The 22,428-nt window shown below is 70.8% G+C and carries 19 protein-coding genes; 8 read left to right on the top strand and 11 right to left on the bottom strand.

Annotation, left to right across the window (positions count from 1 at the left end; genetic code table 11):
* The first annotated feature begins 174 nt into the window (after positions 1–174).
* The 7 genes from E3O23_RS17465 (at position 175) to E3O23_RS17435 (ending at position 8,912) form a co-directional block, all read left to right on the top strand.
* Complete coding sequence (locus E3O23_RS17465) at positions 175–1,833, top strand: ABC transporter substrate-binding protein (RefSeq protein ID WP_134493263.1); 1,659 nt, start codon at positions 175–177, stop codon at positions 1,831–1,833.
* Positions 1,818–2,771: an ABC transporter permease gene (locus E3O23_RS17460; RefSeq protein ID WP_134493261.1), complete on the top strand. Its 954-nt coding sequence runs from the start codon at positions 1,818–1,820 to the stop codon at positions 2,769–2,771. The genes E3O23_RS17465 and E3O23_RS17460 overlap by 16 nt, the downstream gene beginning before the upstream one ends.
* The gene (locus tag E3O23_RS17455) at positions 2,768–3,637 is read left to right on the top strand and encodes an ABC transporter permease (protein ID WP_134493259.1); all 870 of its coding nucleotides are present in this window, start codon (positions 2,768–2,770) and stop codon (positions 3,635–3,637) included. Before E3O23_RS17460 ends, E3O23_RS17455 begins: the two co-directional genes overlap by 4 nt.
* Positions 3,634–5,424, top strand: coding sequence for a dipeptide ABC transporter ATP-binding protein (locus E3O23_RS17450; protein WP_134493257.1), 1,791 nt, complete (start codon positions 3,634–3,636; stop codon positions 5,422–5,424). The genes E3O23_RS17455 and E3O23_RS17450 overlap by 4 nt, the downstream gene beginning before the upstream one ends.
* A 174-nt stretch (positions 5,425–5,598) precedes the next feature.
* A complete protein-coding gene (gene valS / locus E3O23_RS17445) occupies positions 5,599–8,181 on the top strand; it encodes a valine--tRNA ligase (RefSeq protein ID WP_134493255.1) in 2,583 nt (860 codons plus the stop codon).
* A gap of 10 nt (positions 8,182–8,191) precedes the next feature.
* Entirely contained in the window at positions 8,192–8,638 is a 447-nt protein-coding gene (locus tag E3O23_RS17440; protein WP_134493253.1) for a GNAT family N-acetyltransferase, read from the top strand.
* Between the two features lie 7 nt (positions 8,639–8,645).
* A complete protein-coding gene (locus E3O23_RS17435) occupies positions 8,646–8,912 on the top strand; it encodes a hypothetical protein (RefSeq protein WP_134493251.1) in 267 nt (88 codons plus the stop codon).
* On the opposite strand, the gene E3O23_RS17430 is transcribed toward E3O23_RS17435, so the two are convergent.
* The 6 genes from E3O23_RS17430 to E3O23_RS17405 form a co-directional block, all read right to left on the bottom strand.
* Complete coding sequence (locus E3O23_RS17430) at positions 8,909–9,118, bottom strand: hypothetical protein (protein WP_134493249.1); 210 nt, start codon at positions 9,116–9,118, stop codon at positions 8,909–8,911. The two genes, E3O23_RS17435 and E3O23_RS17430, sit on opposite strands and share 4 nt — an antisense overlap.
* A complete protein-coding gene (locus tag E3O23_RS17425; RefSeq protein WP_134493247.1) occupies positions 9,115–9,717 on the bottom strand; it encodes an ArsR/SmtB family transcription factor in 603 nt (200 codons plus the stop codon). Before E3O23_RS17425 ends, E3O23_RS17430 begins: the two co-directional genes overlap by 4 nt.
* A gap of 125 nt (positions 9,718–9,842) precedes the next feature.
* On the bottom strand, positions 9,843–10,058 hold the full coding sequence (locus E3O23_RS17420) for a hypothetical protein (protein ID WP_166790571.1): 216 nt from the start codon (positions 10,056–10,058) through the stop codon (positions 9,843–9,845).
* Between the two features lie 49 nt (positions 10,059–10,107).
* The gene (locus tag E3O23_RS17415; RefSeq protein ID WP_241983536.1) at positions 10,108–11,448 is read right to left on the bottom strand and encodes a thiolase family protein; all 1,341 of its coding nucleotides are present in this window, start codon (positions 11,446–11,448) and stop codon (positions 10,108–10,110) included.
* Entirely contained in the window at positions 11,429–12,901 is a 1,473-nt protein-coding gene (locus E3O23_RS17410) for a class I adenylate-forming enzyme family protein (protein WP_134493243.1), read from the bottom strand. The genes E3O23_RS17415 and E3O23_RS17410 overlap by 20 nt, the downstream gene beginning before the upstream one ends.
* 8 nt (positions 12,902–12,909) lie before the next feature.
* A complete protein-coding gene (locus tag E3O23_RS17405) occupies positions 12,910–13,743 on the bottom strand; it encodes a methyltransferase domain-containing protein (RefSeq protein ID WP_134493241.1) in 834 nt (277 codons plus the stop codon).
* A gap of 42 nt (positions 13,744–13,785) precedes the next feature.
* On the opposite strand from E3O23_RS17405, the gene E3O23_RS17400 reads away from it, so the two are divergent.
* The gene (locus E3O23_RS17400; protein WP_134493239.1) at positions 13,786–15,840 is read left to right on the top strand and encodes a M3 family metallopeptidase; all 2,055 of its coding nucleotides are present in this window, start codon (positions 13,786–13,788) and stop codon (positions 15,838–15,840) included.
* 23 nt (positions 15,841–15,863) lie between these two features.
* On the opposite strand, the gene E3O23_RS17395 is transcribed toward E3O23_RS17400, so the two are convergent.
* From E3O23_RS17395 to E3O23_RS17375, 5 genes are all read right to left on the bottom strand, one after another.
* Positions 15,864–16,721 (bottom strand): hypothetical protein, encoded by an 858-nt coding sequence (locus E3O23_RS17395; protein WP_134493237.1) that lies wholly within the window; start codon positions 16,719–16,721, stop codon positions 15,864–15,866.
* Positions 16,722–16,726: 5 nt separating this feature from the next.
* A complete protein-coding gene (locus E3O23_RS17390) occupies positions 16,727–18,967 on the bottom strand; it encodes a glycoside hydrolase family 31 protein (protein ID WP_134493235.1) in 2,241 nt (746 codons plus the stop codon).
* The gene (locus tag E3O23_RS17385) at positions 18,964–20,106 is read right to left on the bottom strand and encodes a glycoside hydrolase family 15 protein (RefSeq protein WP_134493233.1); all 1,143 of its coding nucleotides are present in this window, start codon (positions 20,104–20,106) and stop codon (positions 18,964–18,966) included. The genes E3O23_RS17390 and E3O23_RS17385 overlap by 4 nt, the downstream gene beginning before the upstream one ends.
* Before the next feature lie 104 nt (positions 20,107–20,210).
* A complete protein-coding gene (locus E3O23_RS17380; protein ID WP_134493231.1) occupies positions 20,211–21,458 on the bottom strand; it encodes an ABC transporter substrate-binding protein in 1,248 nt (415 codons plus the stop codon).
* A gap of 55 nt (positions 21,459–21,513) precedes the next feature.
* Entirely contained in the window at positions 21,514–22,425 is a 912-nt protein-coding gene (locus tag E3O23_RS17375; protein WP_198415210.1) for a carbohydrate ABC transporter permease, read from the bottom strand.
* Between the last annotated feature and the right edge of the window lie 3 nt (positions 22,426–22,428).

Raw genomic sequence — 22,428 nt, 5'->3', positions numbered from 1 at the left:
CCGAAGACTCACCGGTGATGGCCGGTTCACAGTCGATCAGCCGATTCTACCCTGCGACCCGGGCGCCCGGGTATCCGGCGTCGACGTACGATTGGACTCGGTTCATTTCCCCTGTGTACCGCGCCCAACATTTGCACACTCGGCCGCCGCCCGGCCGGGAGAAGAGAAAAACGCATGCAGTCCTCCGGGAACACCCGCACCAGCCGCGCCCTGCTCGCTGGAGCGACCCTCACCGTCGCCGGCCTGCTGCTCAGCGCCTGCACCGCCGCCCCTGACGCGCCGGCCAGCGGCAAACCCGTCGTCGGAGGCACCCTCACCTACGCCTCGGGCGACGCCGAACCCGACTGCCTCGACCCGCACGTCGGCGGCAACTACCCGCAGGCGCTCACGGGCACGCAATTCCTCGAGTCGCTGGTCTCCCGCGACAAGAGCGGCGCCATCATCCCCTGGCTGGCCAGCGAATGGTCGGAGAGCGACGACGGCCTGGCCTGGGAGTTCACGCTCAGGGAGAACGTCTATTTCAGCGATGGGTCCCCCTTCGACGCTGCCGCTGTGCAGGCCAATATCGCCCACCTCCAGGACCCGGCGACGGGCTCGTCCACCGGCTACCTGGCTCTGCAGAAGGTCACCGGCACCGAGGCGGTCTCGGCGACCGTCGTGCGCCTGACCCTGGCCGAACCGGACAGCGCCCTGCTGGAATCGCTCTCCCAGCCGTGGCTGGCGATGGAGTCCCCCGAAGGCCTCGCCCGCGGCATGGAGGAGAACTGCGCCGCCCCGATCGGCACCGGCCCGTTCGTGATCAAGGACTGGGTGAAGCAGGACGCCATCACCTTCGTGCGTAACGACACCTACGACTCCCCGCCGGCCGACGCCGGGCACGAGGGTCCCGCCTACCTCGAGAAGATCGTCTGGCGGTTCATCCCCGAGTCGGCGTCCCGCTACGCGGCGCTCCAGGCCGGCGAGGTCGACGTGATCGACAACGCCCAGCCGGACACGATCGTGCAGGCCGACAAGGGCGACTCGATCCAGCACCTCGACGCACCGCGGCCCGGGGCAGCCAACCGGATCGAACTCAACTCCGGCACTGGACCGTTCACCGACCCGAAGGTCCGGGAGGCGTTCATCCGCTCGGCCAACGTCGACGACGGCGTCGCCAGCCTCTTCCAGGGCACGGCGAAGCGCTCCTACTCGGCCCTCTCCAGCGCCGAGGCCCTCGCCGTGTCGCGGCCGGAACTCTTCGAGTACGACCCGAAGGCCGCGGGCAAGCTGCTCGACTCCGCCGGCTGGAGCGAGACGGATGCCGACGGCTACCGGGTAAAGGACGGCGTGCGCCTGACCGTGTTCTTCCCGGTCAGCACGAACCAGTCCATCCCGGCCGAGCAGTCGCTGTTCGAGCAGATCCAGGCGACGGCGAAGGAGACCGGCTTCGAGGTGAAGCTCACCCCGATGGACCTGTCCAGCTGGTACGGAGCCCTCGGCAACGGCGAGTACGACGCGGTGAGCGCGCCGTACACGAAGGTCGGACCCGACGTGCTGCGGATCCTCTTCCACTCGGACGGCATCACCCCGGCGCCCAGCGGCTATTTCGCCAACCACGCGCAGGTGAATGACCCGAAACTGGACGAGCTGCTCACCGAGGCCGGCCGCGAGTCCGACGCCGACAAGCGCAAGGATCTCTACACCGAGGCGCAGAACCTCCTCCTCGAGGGGTTCTACATCCTGCCGCTCTACGACCAGCAGAACCACTTCCTGCTGGGCGCCGACGTCGAGGGCGCCCGCGCCCTGCCGACCGTCTCCACCCCCACGTTCTACGACGCGTGGCTGAGCCGGTAAGGCGCACTCCACTGCCCCGGCTCCTGGCCGCGCGGCTGGGCGGTGCCGTGTTCGTGCTCTGGGCCGTCGCCACGCTGACCTTCTTCGCCGTCCGGCTGATCCCCGGCGACCCCGCGGAGGCCATCCTCGGCGGCCCGGGGTCGCAGGCCTCGGCCGAGGCGCTGGCCGCCGTTCGCGCCGAATACGGCCTCGACCAGCCGCTCCTCGTGCAGTATTTCGCCCAGCTGGGGCGGCTGGCAACCGGCGACCTCGGCCGCTCCTACGCGCTCAAGCTCGACGTCGGGCCTCTCGTGCTCGGCCAGCTCGGCGGCACGCTCGTCCTCGCCGTCCTGTCCCTGGCGCTGGCCTGGATCATCGCCCTCGCCCTGGCGACGTGGTCGACCCGCGGCGGACGCGTCGCGGCGCGGGTGGGCTCCGGCCTCGAAATCGTGGCGGCGTCCCTGCCGCATTTCTGGCTCGCCACCGCCCTGATCGTGCTCTTCAGCATCTGGCTCGGGGTGCTGCCGCCGATCAGCACCCCCGGACTCGCCGGGCTCGTTCTGCCCGTCCTCACCCTCGCGGTGCCCCTGGCCGGCTTCCTCGGCCAGGTCATCCGCGAGCCGCTGCTCACCGCCCTCGAATCGCCGTTCGTGCTCTCCGCCCTGGCTCGGGGCGAAAGCGCCAGGGGCGTTCGCTGGATCCACGCCATCCGGCACGCCTCGATTCCCGCGATCAGCCTGTCGGGCTGGGCGTTCGGCTCGTTGATCAGCGGCGCCGTCGTGGTGGAGACCGTGTTCGCCCGTCCCGGCCTCGGGCGCACCCTGCTGAACGCCGTGACCGTGCGGGACGTCCCCGTGGTCATCGGCGTTGTGATGCTCGTCGCCGTCGCCTACATCCTGATGACGCTCCTGACCGATCTGGCCACCCGCGTCGCCGACCCGCGGGTGAGGGCACGATGAGCGACCTCGAGCTCCAGGCTGAGCTCGGCCTCGGCGCCCGGCGGCAGGGCGCGAGCCCTCGCCCGCGCCGGATCGGCGTGGCGGAGGGCCTGGCCGGCGCGGTGGCGCTGTTCCTCGTGCTCGCCGCCGTCGTGCCGCAGCTCCTGGCCCCCGGGGATCCGCTCGCCATCGACCCGCTCTCGGCGTTCCAGCCGCCGTCCCTGCCGCACTGGTTCGGCACCGACGAGTCCGGGCGCGACCTGTACACCCGGGTCGTCCACGGCACCGGCAATTCGCTGCTGATCGGCGTGCTGGCCACGACGATCGGACTCGGGCTCGGCGTGCTGCTCGGCACCCTCGCCGGCATGCTCGGCGGCTTCGTCGACTTCACGGTGAACCGCGTGCTCGAGGTCTTGTTCGCCTTTCCCGGCCTGCTGCTGGCTCTGCTGGTCATCCTGATCTACGGCCCGGGGGTGGCGACGGCCACGATCGCCGTCGGCCTGTCCACCGCGCCCGGTTATGCGCGCATCATCCGCGCCCAGCTCGTCTCGGTGCGCTCCTCCGCCTTCGTCGAGGCCGCCACCGTGCAGGGGCTCACGGCGTGGCGCATCCTGGCCCGGCACATCCTGCCGAACACGCTCGCTCCCCTGCTCGTGCTCGCCACCCTCGGCATCGGCCAGGCGATCGTCTGGGCGACCGCGCTCAGCTACCTCGGGCTCGGCGCCCAGCCGCCGGCCGCGGAATGGGGCGCGATGCTGTCCGCGGGCCGCACCTACATCACCTCGGCCTGGTGGATGAGCTTCTTCCCCGGGCTGTTCATCGTACTGACGGCCGTGGCCGCGACGACCCTCGGCCGAGCCATCGAACGACGGATGCGGCACGCATGAGCGCGCGGCCGATACCCCCCGCGCCCGATTCCGGGCCCGCGCTCCGCGTGCGGAACCTCAGCGTCGGCTTCGGCCGCTTCGGAGCCGAACCGGTCGTGTCCGGGGTCTCGTTCGAGGTCGCGGCCGGCGAGTGCCTGGCCATCGTGGGCGAATCGGGCTCGGGCAAAAGCGTCACCGCGCGCACCCTGCTTGGCCTCGCCGGGGCGGGCGCACGGGTTGATGCCGACGAGCTGTCGATCGCGGGCCAGTCGGTCCTCGGGCTGTCGGAGGCGGCCTGGCGCCGGCGCCGCGGCCGGGACGTCGGGCTCGTGCTGCAGGACGCCCTGGCCTCCCTCGACCCGCTCCGCCCGGTCGGCCGGGAGATCGCGGACTCCCTCCGGCTGCACACCGGCCTGGGACCGGCCGACCGATCCCGCCGCGTGCTCGAACTCCTCGACTCGGTGGGTCTGCCGGACGGTGAGCTGCGGAGCCGGCAGCGGTCCGGCGCGCTCTCCGGCGGCCAGCGGCAACGGGCGCTGATCGCCTCGGCGATCGCCCTGGACCCACCCCTGCTGATCGCCGACGAACCCACGACCGCGCTCGACGTCACGGTGCAGGCACAGATCCTCGAGCTGCTCGAGCGGGTCAAACGCGGCGGCACCGCCCTGATCCTGATCAGCCACGACCTGGCCGTCGTCAGCCGGATCGCCGACCGGGTGGCGGTGATGAGCAACGGGCGCATCGTCGAGACCGGCCCCACCCGCGAGGTCCTCGGCCGCCCCCGCCACGCCGAGACCCGGGCCATGGTCGCCGCCGTCCCGGCCGGGAAGCCCCGCGGCACGCGGCTCGCGGCGGCGGTGCCGGCGACAGCGGCAGTACCTGCGACAGCGACACCGGCAACGGCAACGGCGGCTCCGACAGCGGCCTCGGCGAGAACCGAGCCGCGCCCGCCGTCGGTGCCCGCGGGAACCCCGGGCCCCGGCGTCGGCCCGGCCGTCGTGCTCGAGGCGACCGGCCTGACGAAGGGGTTCCGGATGCCCGACGGCACCCGGTTGCTCGCGGTCGACGACGTCTCGTTCCGGCTCGAGCGCGGCACCACCCTCGGCATCGTCGGCGAATCCGGCTCGGGCAAGACCACGACGGCGCGCCTCGTGCTCGCCCTCGCCACCCCGGACCACGGCGAGGTGCGGGTGCTCGGCCGGGCGTGGAGCGCCGTGTCGGAACAGGCGAGGCGCCCGCTGCGCACCTCGGTCGGCGCGATCTACCAGGATGCCCTCGGCTCCTTCGACCCACGGCTGAGCGTCCGGGACATCCTGCACCATGCCGTCGCCCCGGACAGCCGGCACCCGCCCGGATCGGGGTTGCTCGCGCCCGGCTCGCGGCCCGCGCGGGCACGGGCCGCCGAGGCCGGCACACGGGCACGGGTGGCCGAGCTGCTCGACCGGGTGCGGCTGTCCCCCGCGCTCCTCGCCCGCCGGCCGCTGGAACTCTCCGGCGGCCAGCGGCAGCGAGTGGGGATCGCGCGCGCCCTGGCGTCCCGGCCGCAGGTCCTGGTCTGCGACGAGCCGGTCTCCGCGCTCGACGTGGGCGTGCAGGCGCAGGTGCTCGACCTGCTCGACGAGCTCCAGCGTGATCTGGGGCTCAGCCTCCTCTTCATCTCGCACGACCTCGGCGTGGTGCGGCACGTCAGCGACCGGGTCGCGGTGATGAGCGAGGGACGGATCGTGGAACAGGGCGCGCAGGTCTTCACCGCCCCCGAGCATCCGTACACCCGCCGTCTCCTCTCCGCCGTCCCCTCCCTCCCCTAATCCCCCGCCCCGACCCGCGAAACCGCAGTTGTGCACGTTATTCGTGCCGTTTGGCGCGCACAACTGCGGTTTCGCGGGGAGAGATGGCCTCCGATAGATTGGGAGACTGGGAACGTCCCAGCATTCAGGCACTTCACCATCGACACAGTGCCGCCAAGTTCGAATCGGAGAACCATGCCCATCGCCAGCGTTCCGGACAAACCAGCCCTCGAAGGGCTCGAAGCCAAGTGGGGCGGCAGCTGGGAAGAGTCCGGCACCTACCGGTTCGACCGCGCGTCATCGACCCGCGCGAACATCTACTCGGTCGACACGCCGCCGCCGACCGCCTCCGGGTCGCTGCACATCGGCCACGTCTTCTCCTACACGCACACGGATGTCATCGCGCGCTTCCAGCGGATGCGCGGCAAGAGCGTCTTCTACCCGATGGGCTGGGACGACAACGGCCTGCCCACCGAACGCCGCGTGCAGAACTACTACGGCGTGCGCTGCGACCCGTCGCTGCACTACACCCCCGACTTCGTGGCGCCCTTCGAGGGCGGAGACGGCAAGAGCACCAAGGCCGCCGACCAGGTGCCGATCAGCCGCCGCAACTTCATCGAGCTGTGCGAGCGACTCACCATCGAAGACGAGAAGCAGTTCGAGGCCCTCTGGCGCACCCTCGGCCTCAGCGTCGACTGGACCCAGACCTACCGCACGATCGGCCCCGACTCGCTGGTCACCTCGCAGTCGGCGTTCCTCGGCAACGTCGAGCGCGGCGAGGCCTACCAGGCCATGGCGCCGACGCTCTGGGACGTCACCTTCCGCACGGCCGTCGCCCAGGCCGAGCTCGAGGACAAGGAGGTTCCGGCCGCGTACCACCGGGTCTCCTTCCTCAAGCCGGATGGCTCCACCATCGAGATCGAGACCACCCGCCCCGAGCTCCTCCCGGCCTGCGTCGCCCTGGTGGCGCATCCGGATGACGAGCGCTACAAGCCGCTCTTCGGCACAAGCGTGCGCACCCCGCTCTTCGACGTCGAGGTGCCCGTTCTCGCGCACCACCTCGCCCAGAAGGACAAGGGCAGCGGAATCGCCATGATCTGCACCTTCGGCGACGTGACCGACGTCGTCTGGTGGCGCGAACTCGATCTGCCCAACCGGGCCATCATGGGCTTCGACGGCCGGATCATCGCCGAGGCCCCCGAGGCCATCGTCTCCGAGGACGGCCAGGCCGCCTACGCCCAGCTCGCCGGCAAGACCGTGTTCTCGGCCAAGCAGGCCGTCGTCGAGCTGCTCCGCGCGAGCGGCGACCTCCTCGGCGACCCCAGGCCGATCGTGCACGCGGTGAAGTTCTTCGAGAAGGGCGACAAGCCGCTCGAGATCGTGTCCACCCGCCAGTGGTACATCCGCAACGGCGCCCGCGACGAGAAGCTGCGCGCACGCCTGCTCTCCCACGGCACCGACCTCGAGTGGCACCCCGACTTCATGCGGGTGCGCTACGAGAACTGGGTCAACGGGCTCACCGGCGACTGGCTCATCTCCCGCCAGCGCTTCTTCGGCGTGCCCCTGCCGGTCTGGTACCCGCTGGATGCCGACGCGAACCCGGTCTTCGACGCCCCGATCCTCGCCACCCGCCCGATGCTCCCGGTCGACCCGTCCTCGGAGACCGCCCCCGGCTACACGGCCGACCAGCGCGGCCAGGCCGGCGGGTTCGTCGGCGAGGTCGACGTGATGGACACCTGGGCGACCTCCTCGCTCACCCCGCAACTGGCCGGCGGCTGGGAGCGCGACCCGGAGCTGTTCGACCTGGTCTACCCGTTCTCGCTGCGTCCGCAGGGCCAGGACATCATCCGCACCTGGCTGTTCTCCACCCTGCTGCGCTCCGAACTCGAGCACGGGATGTCGCCCTGGAAGCACGCCGCCCTCTCCGGCTTCATCGTCGACCCCGACCGCAAGAAGATGTCCAAGTCCAAGGGCAACGTGGTCACCCCGGCCGGGATGCTCGAGCAGCACGGCTCCGACGCCGTGCGCTACTGGGCGGCATCGTCGAGGCTCGGCACCGACGCGGCGTTCGACCCGATGAACCCGACCCAGATCAAGATCGGCCGTCGCCTGGCGATCAAGATCCTGAACGCGTCCAAGTTCATCCTCGGCTTCGAAGGCGCGGCCGACGCCCCGGTGACCGAACCGATCGACCGGAGCATGCTCGCCGGCCTCGCCTCCGTGGTCACCCAGTCGACGACCGCCTTCGACAACTACGACCACGCGAGGGCGCTGGAAACGAGCGAGAGCTTCTTCTGGGCCTTCTGCGACGACTACCTCGAACTGGTCAAGGAACGCGCCTATGGCGAGCCGGGCGCGGCGCAGGCCTCGGCCGTCGCCGCCCTGCGCACGGCCCTGTCGACGCTGCTGCGCCTGTTCGCCCCGTTCGTGCCGTTCGCCACCGAGGAGGCCTGGTCCTGGTCGAACGAGGGCTCGGTCCACACCGCGTCCTGGCCGGCCGCCGAGGAGCTCGCCACGGCCGAAGCGGGTGACCCCGCGCTGCTCGATTTGGCCAGCCGGGCCCTCACCGGAATCCGGCGCGCGAAGACCGATGCGAAGGCCTCGCAGAAAACTGCCGTTTCATCTGCTGTAATTAGTGGAACCGCACCGGAGGTCGGTCTGCTCGCGCAGGCCGCAGCCGATCTTCAGGCGGTTGGTCGCATCGCGGAATTGACGTTTGTCGAAGGCAGTGAACTGGCTGTGACTGGTATCGTGCTTGCCACCGTGTCGGAAAGTTAAGGAGAACCGGATGTCTGTTCAGGTACAACCGCTTGGCGACAAGGACTTCTTTTCCTGGCTGGGGCTCTTCGAGGGGTACAGCGAGTTCTACAAGAGCGAGCTGACCGACGAGAAGGCCCTCCGGGTCTGGAGCTGGATCATCGACAAGAACCACGACCTGACCGGCGCCGTCGCCCTCAACGACGAGGGCGAGTTCATCGGTTTCGCCCACTACCGGGCCTACCCGCGCACGCTCAGCGCCGACCGGGGCCTGTTCCTCGACGATCTCTTCGTCGTGTCCGGCAAGCGCGGCGCCGGCGTGGGCAAGGCCCTGATCGAGTTCGCGAAGAACTACGCCGGCGAACACCACCTCAAGCAGCTGCAGTGGCTCACCGCGGCGGACAACAAGTCCGCGCAGAAACTCTACGACGAGGTCGCCACCCGCACCAGCTGGGTCACCTACGAGATCGAGCTCTAGGCCGCTCATGCAACTGGGAACACGCTGGTCCGTCGGCGCTGCGGCGCCCTCCGGCCTCCCCCACGTCGTCGAGATCGCCGTCAAGGCGGTCGAGGAGGAACTCGTCGCGGTCGGCGAGGAGACCGGGACCTGGCGCTGGACGCTGACCTGGCTGGAGAGCAGGCCCGTCATCGAACTCGACGACGGTACCGTCATCCGCTACAACGCGGGCGAAGACAGCGCCACGATCACCCAGCCCGCCGGTCCGGTCGAAGACGACGAGGACTGGATCTAGCGCAGCCAGAACTGTCGCCGTGAGCCGAGGTCCGCCGCCGCCAGCGCGGCGAGCGGATGCTCCGGGACGTTCAAGCGCACTGGGCGCCGTGCGGCCCGCCGTCGCCCCCAGCGGGCGAGCGCGAGCCCGACGTGGATGGCCGCCCGTTCGAAGCGCACGGCACTGTACTGCGAGATTCCTGGTGCCCGGGGGGCGATGGTGCTCATATCGGGGTCTCCTCTCCGTCGACCAACGGAAACGCGTTGAATTGGATTTGAACCGGCCGCGAGCCGGGCTGGCTGAGTCCCCGGTATTTGCCGAGGAACTGTTCGCTGACACGGAGCCACTCCTCCGTGAAGTCGTGCAACTGCTCCCGGGTGAGGCGGACATCGGCCGAGGCGAGCACGCTCGCCTCGAGCCAGGGCTCGGGCAGCACGTCCATCCCCCGGTCGAGGAAGTTGTCCAGTGCGTTCTCGTGGTCGGTCCTCCACTGGCGCATGACCAGGGTGGCCGCCGCGCGGCCGGACTCGGTCGTGTGGTCGTGCGGCGAGAGGGTCAGGCGCCCGGGCACACGCTCCCACCACCGTTCCCGACCGGTCCCCTTGCCCGCCACTTCGCGCACGAACTCGTGCCTGGCAAGCTGGCGCAGGTGGTAGCTCGTCGCGCCGCTCGACTCCCCCAGCCGCTCCGCGAGGCCGCTCGCGGTCGCCGGCCCGTGCTGCGACAAGGCATCGATGATCTGCACCCGCAGCGGGTGTGCGAGAACCTTGAGCGCACTCATGTCAATGACACGGTCCGGGGAATCGGCGGGCACCTGTGGGGTCATGCGACGATTCTACGTCTGCAAAGATTTCTTTGCAACAGGTTCTTTGCAACTATTTCTTTGCACTCGGTTCTGCCTGGTTCTGCTTGCTTCCACCGGGGCCCTGACGCCCGTCGGCACCGCGACCGCTACGGTACGGGCCAGCCGCCGCGCCCCATTTGCGCCGCCTGCGCGGCGGCGCGGGCATCCGCCTGATCATCGCTGTGCCCAGGTTCGCCGTGCCCCGGTTCGCCGTGCCCGGGCTCGCGGCGCTCCGACAGGCTGCGCGCCGCCCGTTCGCGACGGTCCAGGACGACGAACGCCCCCATGATGACGACGACCATGAGGCCGATCAGAATGACCATGCTGTCCATGAATGTGTGCCCTTTCCCCGGCGACGTCCCTGCCCGCACGCTAGCGCACGGCGCCGTCCCACCGCCAGAGCGCCGCGACACCAAGTCCGCCGGCGATGCTCACGGCAGACAGCGACAGCTCGCCGGCCAGGCCGGACGCCCGGCACTGCTTGAGCAGGCGGAGCACGAGCAGGGCGCCGCTGGCGCCGAACGGATGTCCGACGGCCAGCGCGCCGCCCTGGCGATTGGCGCGCTCCTCGGGGATGCCGAGGATGTCCATCGAGGCGAGCACCTGGGCCGCGAACGCCTCGTTGAATTCGATCAGGGCCAGGTCCGCGCTCGCGATGTTCTGCCGGTCCAGGACGAGCCGGGCGGCTTCGGCGCCGGCGATGCCGAGGTGGTTGGGGTCGGTGCCGGTCACCGCCGAGTCGACGAAGCTGAGGAAGCCGGTGAGCCCCAGGCCCTCGGCGACCCGCCGGCTGGTGACCAGCACCACGACGGCGCCGTCGGCATCGGCGCAGGAATTGCCGGCGGTCACGGTGCCGCCCGGCCGGAAGACGGGCGGGAATCGGCGCAGCAACTCGGCCGTGAGCGAGCGCCGGGGACCCTCGTCGGCCGAGACCAGGCCGGCCTCCGCGTGCAACGGCACGATCTCACCGGCCAGGGCGCCCGTGTCCTGGGCGACGACGGCCAGACAGTGGCTGCGCAGCGCGAACGAGTCCTGGCGCTCCCGGGTGATGCCGAACCGGTCGGCGACGTTCTCGGCGGCGACGCCCATGTCGGGGTCGCCCACCACGTCGGGCGAGAAGCGCACACGCTCGAAGAAATCCGGATGCCCCGGCGTCGAGGTCAGCCGGTGCGCACGCAGCGGCGCCGTGCTGCAGCTCTCCACGCCGCCGGCCAGGTAGGCGTTGCCCGCGCCGGACGCCACGAGCCGGCACGCCAGCACGATGGCCTCCAGCCCCGAGCCGCACTGCCGGTCGATGGTCATGCCGGGAACACGGGTCGGCAGGCCGGCCGCGAGGGCGGCCAGCCGGGCAACATTGCCGCCGCCGCCCACCGCGTTGCCGATGATCACGTCGTCGATGTCGGCCGCCGGGATGCCACTGGCGGTGACCACGGCGGAGAGCACGGGCGCGAGCAGCTGGTCGGCGAGAACTCGCCCGAAGACGCCGTTGCGGCGTCCGAAGGCGGTGCGTCGGCCGAGCACGACCACCGGCTCCCGGTCGGCGCCGCTCGCGGCCGCGCCCGTGAGGGCCGCGCCGGGGAGGTTTCCGGCTGCGCGGGCGGCGCGCCGTTCCGCGGGCGGCGCATCACCCGCGTTGCGGCGTACTGCCCGCGCGTCGGTGTCGTGCACGCCGGCGGGCGCGCCGTCGCCGCCGCTAGCCGAGAGGTCGGACACGGTCGTCCCCTTCCGTGATCCAGTCGCCGAGCAGGCGGCGGCTGAGTTTGCCGGACGCGGTGAGCGGCTCTTCGGCCAGGGCGTACCAGGCGCGGGGGCGCTTGGGCGCGGCGAGCCGGGACACCGCGGCCGACCGGAGGCCCGCGGCATCCGCCTCGGCGCCGCCGATCACGGCAGCGACCAGCTTGCTGCCGCGGCGCGGGTCGGGCACGCCGGTCACGATGATCGTGCGCGCGCCGGGCACGTCCCGCAGCGCGACCTCCACCTCGTGCGGGTAGACGTTGTGGCCGGCGGTGACGATCATGTCGGCCCTGCGGCCGAGGTGGTGCAGCACGGCATCCGCGTCCAGGAATCCCTGGTCGCCCACCGTGCACCAGTCGCCGTCGCGGCGGTAGGCCTCGCCGTCGTCACCCCAGGCGTACCCGTCGCTGACGAGGGGGCTGCGCACGAAGATCGTGCCCGGTACCCCGACGGGCAGCTCGCCGCCCTCGTCTCCCCGGATGGCGAGGTGCACGCCGGGCAGGGCGCGGCCGACGGCGGTCGCCGACGGATCGGGCTCCTCGCCGGGGCGGAGCGCCGACGCGGTGACGTAGCTGAGTTCGGCGGCGCCGTAGTACTCGTAGACGGTCGCGTTGGGGGCCCAGCGTCGGACCAGCGCCCGGGTGGCGGCGTCCAGTTTCGCGCCGGCGCTGACGATGCCCGTCAGACCGGTTCCGTCAGCGCCGGCGGCGACGGCGCGCTCGCTGATCAGGCGCAACGCGGCGGGCGCCGCCACGATCCGGGTGATCCTTCGGGCGCTCACGCAAGCGATGGCGGCGCCGGCGTCGAAGCTCGGCAGGGCGAAGAAAGCCGCCCCGGCGTGCAGGGATTCGGCGAGGGCGAAGAGGGTGAGGCTGGACGAGAGCGGCCCGGGGGCCAGTGTGCGTTCGGCGCCGGTCAGGCCGAAGAACGCGGTGCTGTGCTCGAAGGAGCGCTGCCAGGACCCGCGGGACCGGGTGAACGCCTTGGGCAGGGAGGTCGTGCCGGAGGTGAAGCCGAGCAGGAAGACGGAGTCGGCGGGGCCGTCCGCGAGTGCGGCGGAGGGCTTGCCGCCGGTGGAGTGTCCGGTGTCGGCGCCGGCGGCCGGTGGTCCCGGGCGGAACTCGCGCAGGCGGTCCCGGACGGCCGCGCGCTGCGCATCCGGCCACCCGGGATCCAGCACGGCGCAGACTCCGCTGCCGGCCACGGCGGCCGCGAAGCGCACGGCGAACTCGGTCCCGTTGGGCAGGCTGAGCGCGGTGAGCGGTGGGTCCTCACCGGAAGCGGCGCCGACACCGGCGCCCGCACCGTCGTCGACGAGGGATGCCGCCCGGTCGCGCAGCTCGGCGAAGCCCAGGCGGTCGGCGCCCACCTCCACCGCGGTGGCGTGGGGCCGAACGCGCGCCCAGTGCTCGAGCCGATCCAGGAATGGCATGGTGTGCGTTACCCCCGTGCGATGATCTCGCCGTGCGGCATGCCGAACCAGCCGTCCGGGTCGGCCGCCCACTGGCGCCAGGCGGCGGCCATCGCCTGCAGGTCGGCGAAGTCGGCCACTCCGGCCTCGATGGCGTGCGTCGCGAAGCTCGATTCGGTCGCCCGAACCGCCCAGGATTCGCCCCACCACTCACGTTCGATCGCGTTGGCGAAGCACCAGATCGACGCGCTGCTCTCCACGTCGGAGAACCCGGCGAGGCGCGCCCAGGCCTTGAGCGCACGCCCGGCGTCAGGGTCGCCGCCGTTCCAGTAATGCACGTCGCGGTACACGGTCATCCACTCCGACAGGCCCTGCAGCCGGGGGTAGTACATGACTCCCCCGTAGTCGACGTCCCTGGCCGCGAAGATCCCGCCGGGCCGGAGCACCCGACGGATTTCGCGCATGGCCGCGACGGGGTTGGCCACGTGCTGGATCACCTGGTGGGCGTGCACGATGTCGAAGGAGTCGTCGGCGAACCCGAGCGAGTAGACGTCGCCGACCTGGAAGCTCGCGTTGCGAACGCCCTCGTCGAAGGCCAGGCCGGCAGCGTGCTCGATGATCTCGGCGGAGGCGTCGATGCCGACGACCCGGCCGGGCGCGATCCGCCGGGCCAGGTCGACCGTGATCGTGCCGGGGCCGCAGCCCACGTCGAGCAGGGTCAGTCCGGCGGCCAGGTGCGGGATGAGGTAGGCCGCGGAGTTCGCGACCGTCCGCCAGGTGTGCGATCGGAGCACGCTCTCGTGGTGGCCGTGAGTGTAGTGCTCTCGCGGCGCCGTCTCCGGGCGTTCGGGCGAGTCGGTCATGCTCCGAGCCTACTCAGGTAGCGGCCCAACTAGGGTGGTCGGATGGCTGACTCCGTGAACTCCTCCGTGAACCCCTTCCTCGCTCCGAGCACGCTCCCGTACCAGCTGCCGCCGTTCGCGGACATCAGGGACGAGCACTACCGGGAGGCATTCGACCACGGCATCGCCGAGCAGCTCGCCGAGATCGCGCTGATCGTGTCCAACCCGGATGAGCCGACGTTCGAGAACACGCTGCTGCCGCTCGAGCGCAGCGGGACCACCCTCCAGCGGGTCGCCGCGGTGTTCTTCAACAAGAGCTCGTCCGACTCGAACGACTTCACCAACGCCCTCGAGGAGGAACTGGCGCCGCTGCTCGCCGCCCACGAGGACGCCATCCGGCTGGACCCCGGGCTGTACTCCCGGATCGCGTCCGTGCACGAGCAGCGTGAGGAGCCGGGCCGGGACGCCGAGTCGCTCTACCTGGTCGAGCGCTACCACACCGAGTTCACCCTCGCCGGGGCCGGGCTGTCCGATGCCGACAAGGCCACCCTCCGCGACTACAACAAGCGCCTGTCGACGCTGACGACGCGCTTCGAGAAGAACCTCCTGGCCGACACCAACGAGCTCGCCGTCCTGGTCGACGATGTCGCCGACCTGGACGGCCTCGCCGCCGGGGAGATCTCGGCCGCCGCCGAGGCCGCGAAGGAGCGCGGGCTGGATGGCTACCTGATCGGCCTCGTGCTCCCGACCTCCCACCCGTACCTGGCGAGCCTGACCAGCCGGGAGGTTCGCGAGCGGCTGCTGTCGGCCTCCGCGGCCCGCGGCATCCGCGGCGGCGCGCACGACAACCGCGACCTGGTCCTCGAGATCTCGCGCCTGCGGGCCGAGCGGGCGAGGCTGCTCGGCTTCGACAGCCACGCCGCCTTCGTCACGGCCGACGAGACGGCGAAGACGCCGGATGCCGTCGCCGGGATGCTCGGACGCCTCGCCCCTGCGGCGGCCAGGAATGCCCGGGTCGAGCAGGCCGAGCTGCAGAAGATCATCGACGCCTCCGGTGCGGGCTTCGAGCTCGCCGCCTGGGACTGGGCGTTCTACACCGAGAAGGTGCGCCAGGCCACGTACGACGTGGACACTTCCGCCATGCGCCCCTACTTCGAACTCGAGCGGGTGCTGCAGGACGGCGTCTTCCACGCGGCCACCCGGCTCTACGGGGTGACCTTCGCCCCGCGCCCCGACCTGGTCGCCTGGCATCCGGACGCCCGGGTCTTCGAGGTCTCGAACGAGGACGGTTCCCCCGTCGGCCTGTACATCGGCGACTTCTACACCCGCGATTCCAAGCGCGGCGGGGCGTGGATGAACCCGCTGATCTCCCAGTCGGCGCTGCTGGAAACGCCCACCGTCGTCTGCAACAACATGAACGTCGCCAAGCCCGCCGCCGGCGAGCCCACGCTGCTCAGCTTCGACGAGGTGAACACGCTCTTCCACGAATTCGGGCACGCGCTGCACGGGCTGTTCGCGCAGGTGACCTACCCGAAGTTCTCCGGCACGAACGTGTACCGCGACTTCGTCGAGTTCCCCAGCCAGGTCAACGAGATGTGGATGCTCCAGCCGGAGGTGCTGGCCAACTACGCCCGGCACCACGAAACCGGTGAGCCGATGCCGCAGGAGCTCGTCGACCGGATCCACGCGTCCGCCACGTTCAACGAGGGCTTCTCGACCAGCGAGTACCTCGCCGCTGCCCTGCTCGACCAGGCCTGGCACCGGATCGGTGCGGACACGGTGGTGACGGATGTCGCCGAGTTCGAGGCATCCGCCCTCGCCGCCGTCGGCCTCGACAACCCGCTCGTGCCCACCCGGTACGCCAGCACTTACTTCGCGCACACCTTCTCCGGCGGCTATGACGCCGGCTACTACTCGTACATCTGGAGCGAGGTCCTCGACGCGGACACGGTCGAGTGGTTCACCGAGAACGGCGGGCTCACCCGGGAGAACGGCGACCGCTTCCGCGACCGCCTGCTCGGCGTCGGCGGCCGGATGGATCCGCTGGAGGCCTACCGCGACTTCCGCGGCCGCGACGCGATCATCCAGCCTCTCCTCGACCGCCGCGGCCTCAACTAACCGCGAAACCGCAGTTGTGCGCCTTATTCGGGCGTTTTAGCGCGCACAACTGCGGTTTCGCGGGATTGAAATGGGTCCCAGCCCAGGCGGGCCCGGACTGCGGCGACGCCGCGGTGCGGGAACTCCGCCCACCCGGGCGCGAGCAGCTCTTCGGCCAGGTCGAGCAGCGCTCGCGCGCAGTCCTCCGGGCGAAGGGTGAGCAGGTCGTCGATCCGGGCCCCGACGGCCGGATGGGCCGCCTCGAAGCGGCGCCTCGGGTCGAGGCTGTCGAGCCGCTCGGGCCCCGTGGCCGGGACGCGCCGACCCAGCACCGGCAGCAGGTACGCCACGGCCTCCGAGCGGATGCTGTTTCCGGCGCTGAGCAGTTCGCCCCGGCGGGCGCGTCCCACCCCGATGAACAGCTGGGTGAGCACAAGGGCCAGGTCGCGCGCGTCGTCGGGCCCGCCGGTCGGCAGGGGCCGGGCGGCGACCCGCGCCATCGCATCCGTCACACCGTTCGCGTCGTAGAGCACGTCATAGGCGTTCGCGTGCCACCCGGCCAGGCCGGGGAGGTCGGTGATCCCGAATTCGAGCACGCGCCCGTCGTCGTAGATGACCTTCATCCCGCCGTGATGCTCGCGCACGCTGAGCGCGATCTGGTCCGCCCCGGGGAGCCAGGCCAGGCTGTCCCGGAACCGGTCCTCGGCGCCGGGAACCGTCAGCAGGGCGAAATCGTGGTCGCTCCACTCGTCGACCCTGTCGCGTTCGGCCGTCGAGCCCATCGCGACGAGCCCGACGATCTCGGGATCGGCCTCGGCCGTCGCCCGCAGCTCGGCGAGGAACGCGTCGAACCGCGCCCTGGTCGCCGCGTCACCGGTCTCCGTGGCGGCCTGGTCCGTCATGCCCGTCACTTCCCGAAAACGGGACGCAGCGACGCCCACGACTCGGCCCGGCAGTACACCGGGATCTCGTCCAACGGCACCGGGCGGCGCAGCGTGCGGCCGCCGGCGAGGGCCTGGCCGGTCCAGGCATCCACCCAGTCGCCGGCCGGCAGGTACACCGGCCAGTCGGTGGCGCCGGCCTCGAGCACCGGCGCGACGAGCAGGTCGTCGCCGAGCATCCACTGCAGCGGGTGCGCCCACACGTTCTCGTCGTGCGGGTGGTCGAAGTAGAGGGCCCGCATCAGCGGCGTGCTCGTGGCGATCGTGCGACGCGCCTGCTCGGCGAGGTAGGGCACGAGCCGTTCGCGCACCTCGATCAGGCGCCGGAAGACCGGGATCACCCGGTCATCCGCGTTGCGCTCCGCGATGTTCCACGGCGTGCGGTCCCGGGACGGGGTGCGGTGGTGGTTGAACTCGGAGTGGTACTGCATGATCGGCACGAACACGGATGCGGCGGCCGCGCGCAGGTACAGCTCGCCGTCCGGCACGTCCCCGGAGAAGCCGCCGAAGTCCCAGCCCCAGTAGAGCATGCCGCTCGACGCCGCGGACAGCCCGGCGAACATCGACCAGCGGAACGCGTCCCAGGTGGAGTTCTCGTCGCCGGCCCAGAACGCGCCGTGCGCCTGGGACCCGGTGAAACCGGCCCGGCTGAAGGTCACCGGCGCCTTGCCGGCCGACCGGAGCAGGTCGCCGTAGGCCTTGGCGTAGTGCACCGGGAACAGGTTGTTTCCCTCGTCGCCGCGCAGGCCGTTCCGGTAGACGAGGTCGCGTCCCCAGGCGTGTTCTCCACCGTCGGTCTTGAACCCGTCGATGCCGATCTCGTCGACGAGGTAGCGCCGCTTTTCTGTCCACCAGCGGGCCGACCGTTCGTCGGTCAGGTCCGGCATCAGGCCGAGCGGGAACCACCAGCCGCGGTTGCGGTACGGGCGGAGCGACCCGTCGGGCGCTTCCTCCCGGATGAGCACCCCCTCGCGCACCGCCGCGCGCGCGTCCGCCGCCGCCTGGCCGGTGGGGTGCGGCCGCATCTTCACCAGCGGAATCTGCCAGAGGTGCAGGCGCACCTCGCGCTCGTGCAGGTCGTCGACCATGCCCTTCGGGTCGGGCCAGGCGCCGTCGGCCGGGAAGGTGAAATCGTCCAGCCGCAGCGGGCCGCCCTCCTCGTCGACCTCGTACCGGGCATCGCGGAACACGGTGAAGGTGCTTTCGTCGCTCCACGCCTCGATGACGACCGAGCCGACGGGGATCTCGTGCCGCTCGTGCAGGTCGACCTGGCGCATCACCTCGGCCTGGGTGTTCCACTCGTTTCCACTGGCCCAGAGGCGGAAGACCCAGTCGGGCAGTTCCTCCGGCCGCCCGGCCTCGGCCAGGAACGCGTCGAGCACGGCGGCGGGTGAGCCGTCGAAGAACGAGACGGCGAGCACCGGGGTGCCGTCGTCGGGCGCATCCGTCTCGGCCTCGACGAGGATCCGGCCCGGCTGCTCGGCGCCGAAGTCGAACCAGCTCCGGCGGGAGGTGCGCAGGTGGAATCCCCAGCCGGACTCCCCCACCACGTGCGCGAACGGCATCGGCAGGTAGGTTTTGCGCTCGGCGCCCTGGTTCTTGTACTGCTCGAAGACGACCGAGTCGAGGGCGTGTCCCCGGTGGTCGAGGGTGTCGAAGCGTTCGCCGAGGCCGGTGACGTGCTCGTTCGCCGCGAGGGGCAGGGCGAAGCGCACCCGGCGGATCCGGCCGGCGCCGACGAGCACGCTGACGGTGCCGGGGACGATGCGGTCGCTGCCGTCCGCCTGGACCGCCCCGGCGGCATCCCGCCAGCCGAACACGGCGCATTCGAACCAGCGCGTGTTCTCCACCGACCCGTCGGCGCCGGTGGCGGTGAAGCGGTAGCGCAGGTTCTCGTCGGCGACGAGGTCGGTCAGCGTGAGCTGCCAGCCGCCGCTTGCCCGGGCCAGGCGGGCCTGGGCGGATGCGAGGTGACCGCCGTCCACGGTCTGGCCGCGGGAGGACCGCAGGGCCGGGGCGAGCTCCCGGGACTCGCGGGTGGTCCGGCCCTCGGTGCGGCGTTCGAGTTCGCACAGGACGGAGGCCACGTCGCCCGAGGTGCGCACGCCCAGGGTGAGGTCGGCGCCGGCGACCGGGTCGATCGGCCGGCGCTGCTCCGTGTCGACGGAGTAGGGGTGGCCGGACCCGAAGGGACGGTGGCGGATCATTGCTTCTTCTCCAGTGTGCTGAGGTCGAGTTCAACGGCCAGTCGAATGTACATTGCGTGGCTCCAGAGCAGGGGCTGGGCCACGGGGCCCCACCGCTCGACCCACTCGTCGCGCCGGGACGCATCCAGCAGGTGGTCGCGCACCTGCTCCGGCATGGAGCCGTCGGCGCCGATCGTCCCCGCCGCCCAGGCCAGTTGCTCGAGCGCCGCGCCGGGTTCCCCGGACCGGGCATATGCCAGTCCGAGCATGCAGCTGAGCAGCGGCCATTGGCCGCCGCCGTAGAAGGTGTCCGCCAGGTAGCGGTGCACGCCTCCGTCGACGTTGAGGGCCGAGGAGACCGCGGAGATGGTGGCCAGGCCGACGTCGGTCGACGGGCCGATCGCCCCGAGCGGGGCGACCACGGCCAGCAGGCTCGCGTCGACATCGCGGGAGCCGAGCCATTTCACGAGGTGACCGTCGATGGTTCCGCGTTCCCGGATGAGCGCCTGGATGTCCGCGTCTGCCGCTTCGGCGGCGCCGCGCAGCGGATCGGCCAGGCAGCCCGAGCCCAGGGCGGCACGCAGCCCGGCGGAGATGCAGCCGAGCGTCGAGACGTGCACCCGGTCGGAGTTCTCTTCCCACCAGTCGAAGCACGGCCGCCGCCAGGAGCTGACCAGGTACTCCACGCTGAGCACGATGGCGGCTTCCCAGCGTGCCAGGTCCTGCCCGTGCCGCTTCGCGTGCTCGACGGCCGCCCAGACCCAAGTGCCGTAGCCGTCCAGCTGGAAATCCCACCAGTCATCCACGCCCTCTTCCCCGGCGAAGGTGAACCGGGTCGGCAGCATCTCCACGTCGCCGACGGGGGTCCCTGCCGCGGCCGCGTCGACGATCCGGCGCACCTGGTCCACGCGGCCGAGCAGGATGCCGGTGCACCAATCGAAGAACCGGCCGGCCGAGTCGACGCCGCCAAAGCTCGAGACCCCGTCGGCGATGAAGGCACCGTCGCGGAACCAGGAGTAGCCCTTGTAGGCGGAGAAGGTGGGGCTGGCCGGATACGCGCCGGAGGCATCCTGCAACTCGAGGATCAGCTCGTAGCTGGAGCCGGCCAGGGCAATGAGCTGCGCTTCGCTCGGGCGGGGTCTGAGGGTGGCCTCGGTCATGGCGTGGTTCTCCTGCTGATGTGTGCGGAAAGTGTGTGTGTGGGAGGGTCCGGGGACAGGCGCCCCCGGACCCTCCGACCGGCCGCGGAACGGCCGGGGTGCTGCTAGCCGCCGATGACGGCGTTGATGCGCTTCTCGGCGGACTTCAGCGCTTCCTCGACGGTCTTCCGGCCGGCCTGGGCCTCGACGAGTTCCTCACCGGTGATGTCCTGCATCTCCGTCTGGCCCTTGGCGACGACGGGCGGCAGGGCGATGCCGTCCAGCGAATCGAAGACGGCCTTGCGGTTGGCGGGTGCACCCTTGTCGAGGTAGGTGGCGAGGGCATCCTCGTCGCTGATCGGCGGGAGTTCCCAGCCGGCGTCGAGGCGCGTCTGCACCATGGTGTCGCTGCTGGTCAGGAACTCGGCCCACTTGGCCGCGGCCTCGGTGTGCTTGGACGTCGCGGAGACGCCGACGGCGTTCGAGAACACAGCGCTGGCCTTGTCCGTGTTGCCGGGCTCGACGGCGATGTCCCAGGTGAACGGAACGTCGGCGACGGCGCCGAACACCCAGATGCCCGTGTGCAGCATGGCGAGCTTGCCGTCCTTGAAGAGGTTGGTGTCGAAGTCCGCCGTGCCCTGGCCCTGCTCGATGGTCGGCATGACGGTGCCGCTCTTCTCGACGAGCCACTTGGCGGCTTCGATGCCCTCCGGGGAGTTGAACGCGACGGACTTGCCGTCCTTGGCGAGGAAGTCGCCGCCGTTCTGCGCGAGCGCCTTGTAGTACTCGTAGAAGCTCACCGGCTGGTGGTCGCCCCAGACGCCCTTGGCCTTGTCGGTCAGTTTCAGCGCGGCGGCCTTCTCGTCCTCCCAGGTCCAGTCGTTCGTCGGGTAGTCGACCCCGGCCGCGTCGAAGAGGTCGGCGTTGTAGTAGAGCACGACGTCGGAGAAGGAGCTCGGCAGGGCGTACTGCTTTCCGTCGGTGGCGTAGGCGTCCAGCAGCGTCCCGCGGTAGGCGTCGGCGTTGTCGACGGGGATCTCCGCCAGCACGCCGTTGGCCTGGTAGGAGGCGTAGTTGGAGTACTCGATGTCGAAGACGTCCGCGGCCGTGCCGGCGGCGAGGTCGGTCTGCAGGGCGGTTCCATAGTCACCGTACGGGAGCGTCTTGACGTCCACGGTGATGTTCTTGTTCTCCTTCTCGAAGGCGTCGACGATCTTGCTGAGGTTGTCCTCGTTGCCGTCGTTCGAGATGAAGTTGGAGTAGGTGATGGTGACGGGACCGGCGGGTGCGGCTGACGGGGTCGCCGCGCATCCGCTCATGACCAGGGCCGCGCACGCGGCAAGGCCGGCTGTGGCAACGAGTTTGCGATTCATGTGACTGCTATCTCCTTTGATATCGGGTGAAACGGATTGCGCGGGGTCTCGGGGATTACTTGATCCCGGAGCTTGCGACGCCCTGGATGATGTACTTCTGGGCGAAGATGTAGAGCGCCAGCATGGGCAGCACGCTGACGACGGAGCCGGCCATGACGACATCCCATTGGGTCGTGTACTGACCCACGAGGCCGGCGAGGGCGACGGGCAGGGTTTGCAGCTCCGGCGAGCGGAGGACGACGAGCGGCCAGAGGAAACTGTTCCAGCTGCCCATGAAGGCGAACACCACGAGGGTGGCCAGGGCCGGCCGAATGTTGGGCAGGATGATCGTCCAGAAGATCCGGAAGTGACCGGCCCCGTCGATCGTGGCGGCCTCGTCCAGTTCCCGGGGCACCTGGTTGATGGCCTGGCGGAGCAGGAAGATGCCGAACGCCGTCGCGAACGTGGGCAGCAGCGCGCCGAGGTAGGTGTTCAGCAGCCCGAAGGCCTTCAGCTCGGAGAACAGCGGCACGATCAGCACCTGGAGCGGGATCATCATCGTGGCGAGGTAGATCGCGAAGACGACGCCCTGGCCGCGGAAGGGCAGCCGGCTGAACGCGTACCCGGCCGTGGCGCTGGTGAACAACTGCACGACCGTCGTGATCACGGCGAGCAGCAGGCTGTTCACCATGACCTGGCCGAACGGACGCTCGGTGAACAGCTGCAGGTAGGCGGCCAGCGATGGATTGTCCGGGAAGAGCGCGGGCGCCAGGGTCAGGCCGGCACCCGGGCTGATCGAGGTGATGATCGTCCAGAGGAACGGGAAGAACATGAGCAGCGCGCCGATGATCATCACGACGTGCAGCAGGACGAACCCGACGGTTCGGCGGGTGCCCGACCTGGTGTCCCGCTTCAGGGACGGCCGGCCGACCGACCGGACCGGCGTGGCATCCGCCGTAGTCGCATCCGTCGTAGTCGCATCAGCCATAGT

The sequence above is a fragment of the Cryobacterium tagatosivorans genome, from assembly GCF_004402215.1.
GTDB classification, from domain to species: Bacteria; Actinomycetota; Actinomycetes; order Actinomycetales; family Microbacteriaceae; genus Cryobacterium; species Cryobacterium tagatosivorans.
This window is presented reverse-complemented; position numbering and strand designations above follow the sequence as displayed.

What these genes read in the sequence shown, in the direction of transcription:
- E3O23_RS17435 (WP_134493251.1), top strand. Translation starts at nt 8,646, where the DNA reads ATGCAACTGGGAACACGCTGGTCCGTCGGCGCTGCGGCGCCCTCCGGC.
- E3O23_RS17405 (WP_134493241.1), bottom strand. Translation starts at nt 13,743, where the DNA reads ATGACCGACTCGCCCGAACGCCCGGAGACGGCGCCGCGAGAGCACTAC.
- valS (WP_134493255.1), top strand. Translation starts at nt 5,599, where the DNA reads ATGCCCATCGCCAGCGTTCCGGACAAACCAGCCCTCGAAGGGCTCGAA.
- E3O23_RS17385 (WP_134493233.1), bottom strand. Translation starts at nt 20,106, where the DNA reads ATGACCGAGGCCACCCTCAGACCCCGCCCGAGCGAAGCGCAGCTCATT.
- E3O23_RS17410 (WP_134493243.1), bottom strand. Translation starts at nt 12,901, where the DNA reads ATGCCATTCCTGGATCGGCTCGAGCACTGGGCGCGCGTTCGGCCCCAC.
- E3O23_RS17390 (WP_134493235.1), bottom strand. Translation starts at nt 18,967, where the DNA reads ATGATCCGCCACCGTCCCTTCGGGTCCGGCCACCCCTACTCCGTCGAC.
- E3O23_RS17375 (WP_198415210.1), bottom strand. Translation starts at nt 22,425, where the DNA reads ATGGCTGATGCGACTACGACGGATGCGACTACGGCGGATGCCACGCCG.
- E3O23_RS17455 (WP_134493259.1), top strand. Translation starts at nt 2,768, where the DNA reads ATGAGCGACCTCGAGCTCCAGGCTGAGCTCGGCCTCGGCGCCCGGCGG.
- E3O23_RS17425 (WP_134493247.1), bottom strand. Translation starts at nt 9,717, where the DNA reads ATGACCCCACAGGTGCCCGCCGATTCCCCGGACCGTGTCATTGACATG.
- E3O23_RS17465 (WP_134493263.1), top strand. Translation starts at nt 175, where the DNA reads ATGCAGTCCTCCGGGAACACCCGCACCAGCCGCGCCCTGCTCGCTGGA.
- E3O23_RS17380 (WP_134493231.1), bottom strand. Translation starts at nt 21,458, where the DNA reads ATGAATCGCAAACTCGTTGCCACAGCCGGCCTTGCCGCGTGCGCGGCC.
- E3O23_RS17440 (WP_134493253.1), top strand. Translation starts at nt 8,192, where the DNA reads ATGTCTGTTCAGGTACAACCGCTTGGCGACAAGGACTTCTTTTCCTGG.
- E3O23_RS17420 (WP_166790571.1), bottom strand. Translation starts at nt 10,058, where the DNA reads ATGGTCATTCTGATCGGCCTCATGGTCGTCGTCATCATGGGGGCGTTC.
- E3O23_RS17430 (WP_134493249.1), bottom strand. Translation starts at nt 9,118, where the DNA reads ATGAGCACCATCGCCCCCCGGGCACCAGGAATCTCGCAGTACAGTGCC.
- E3O23_RS17395 (WP_134493237.1), bottom strand. Translation starts at nt 16,721, where the DNA reads ATGACGGACCAGGCCGCCACGGAGACCGGTGACGCGGCGACCAGGGCG.
- E3O23_RS17450 (WP_134493257.1), top strand. Translation starts at nt 3,634, where the DNA reads ATGAGCGCGCGGCCGATACCCCCCGCGCCCGATTCCGGGCCCGCGCTC.
- E3O23_RS17400 (WP_134493239.1), top strand. Translation starts at nt 13,786, where the DNA reads ATGGCTGACTCCGTGAACTCCTCCGTGAACCCCTTCCTCGCTCCGAGC.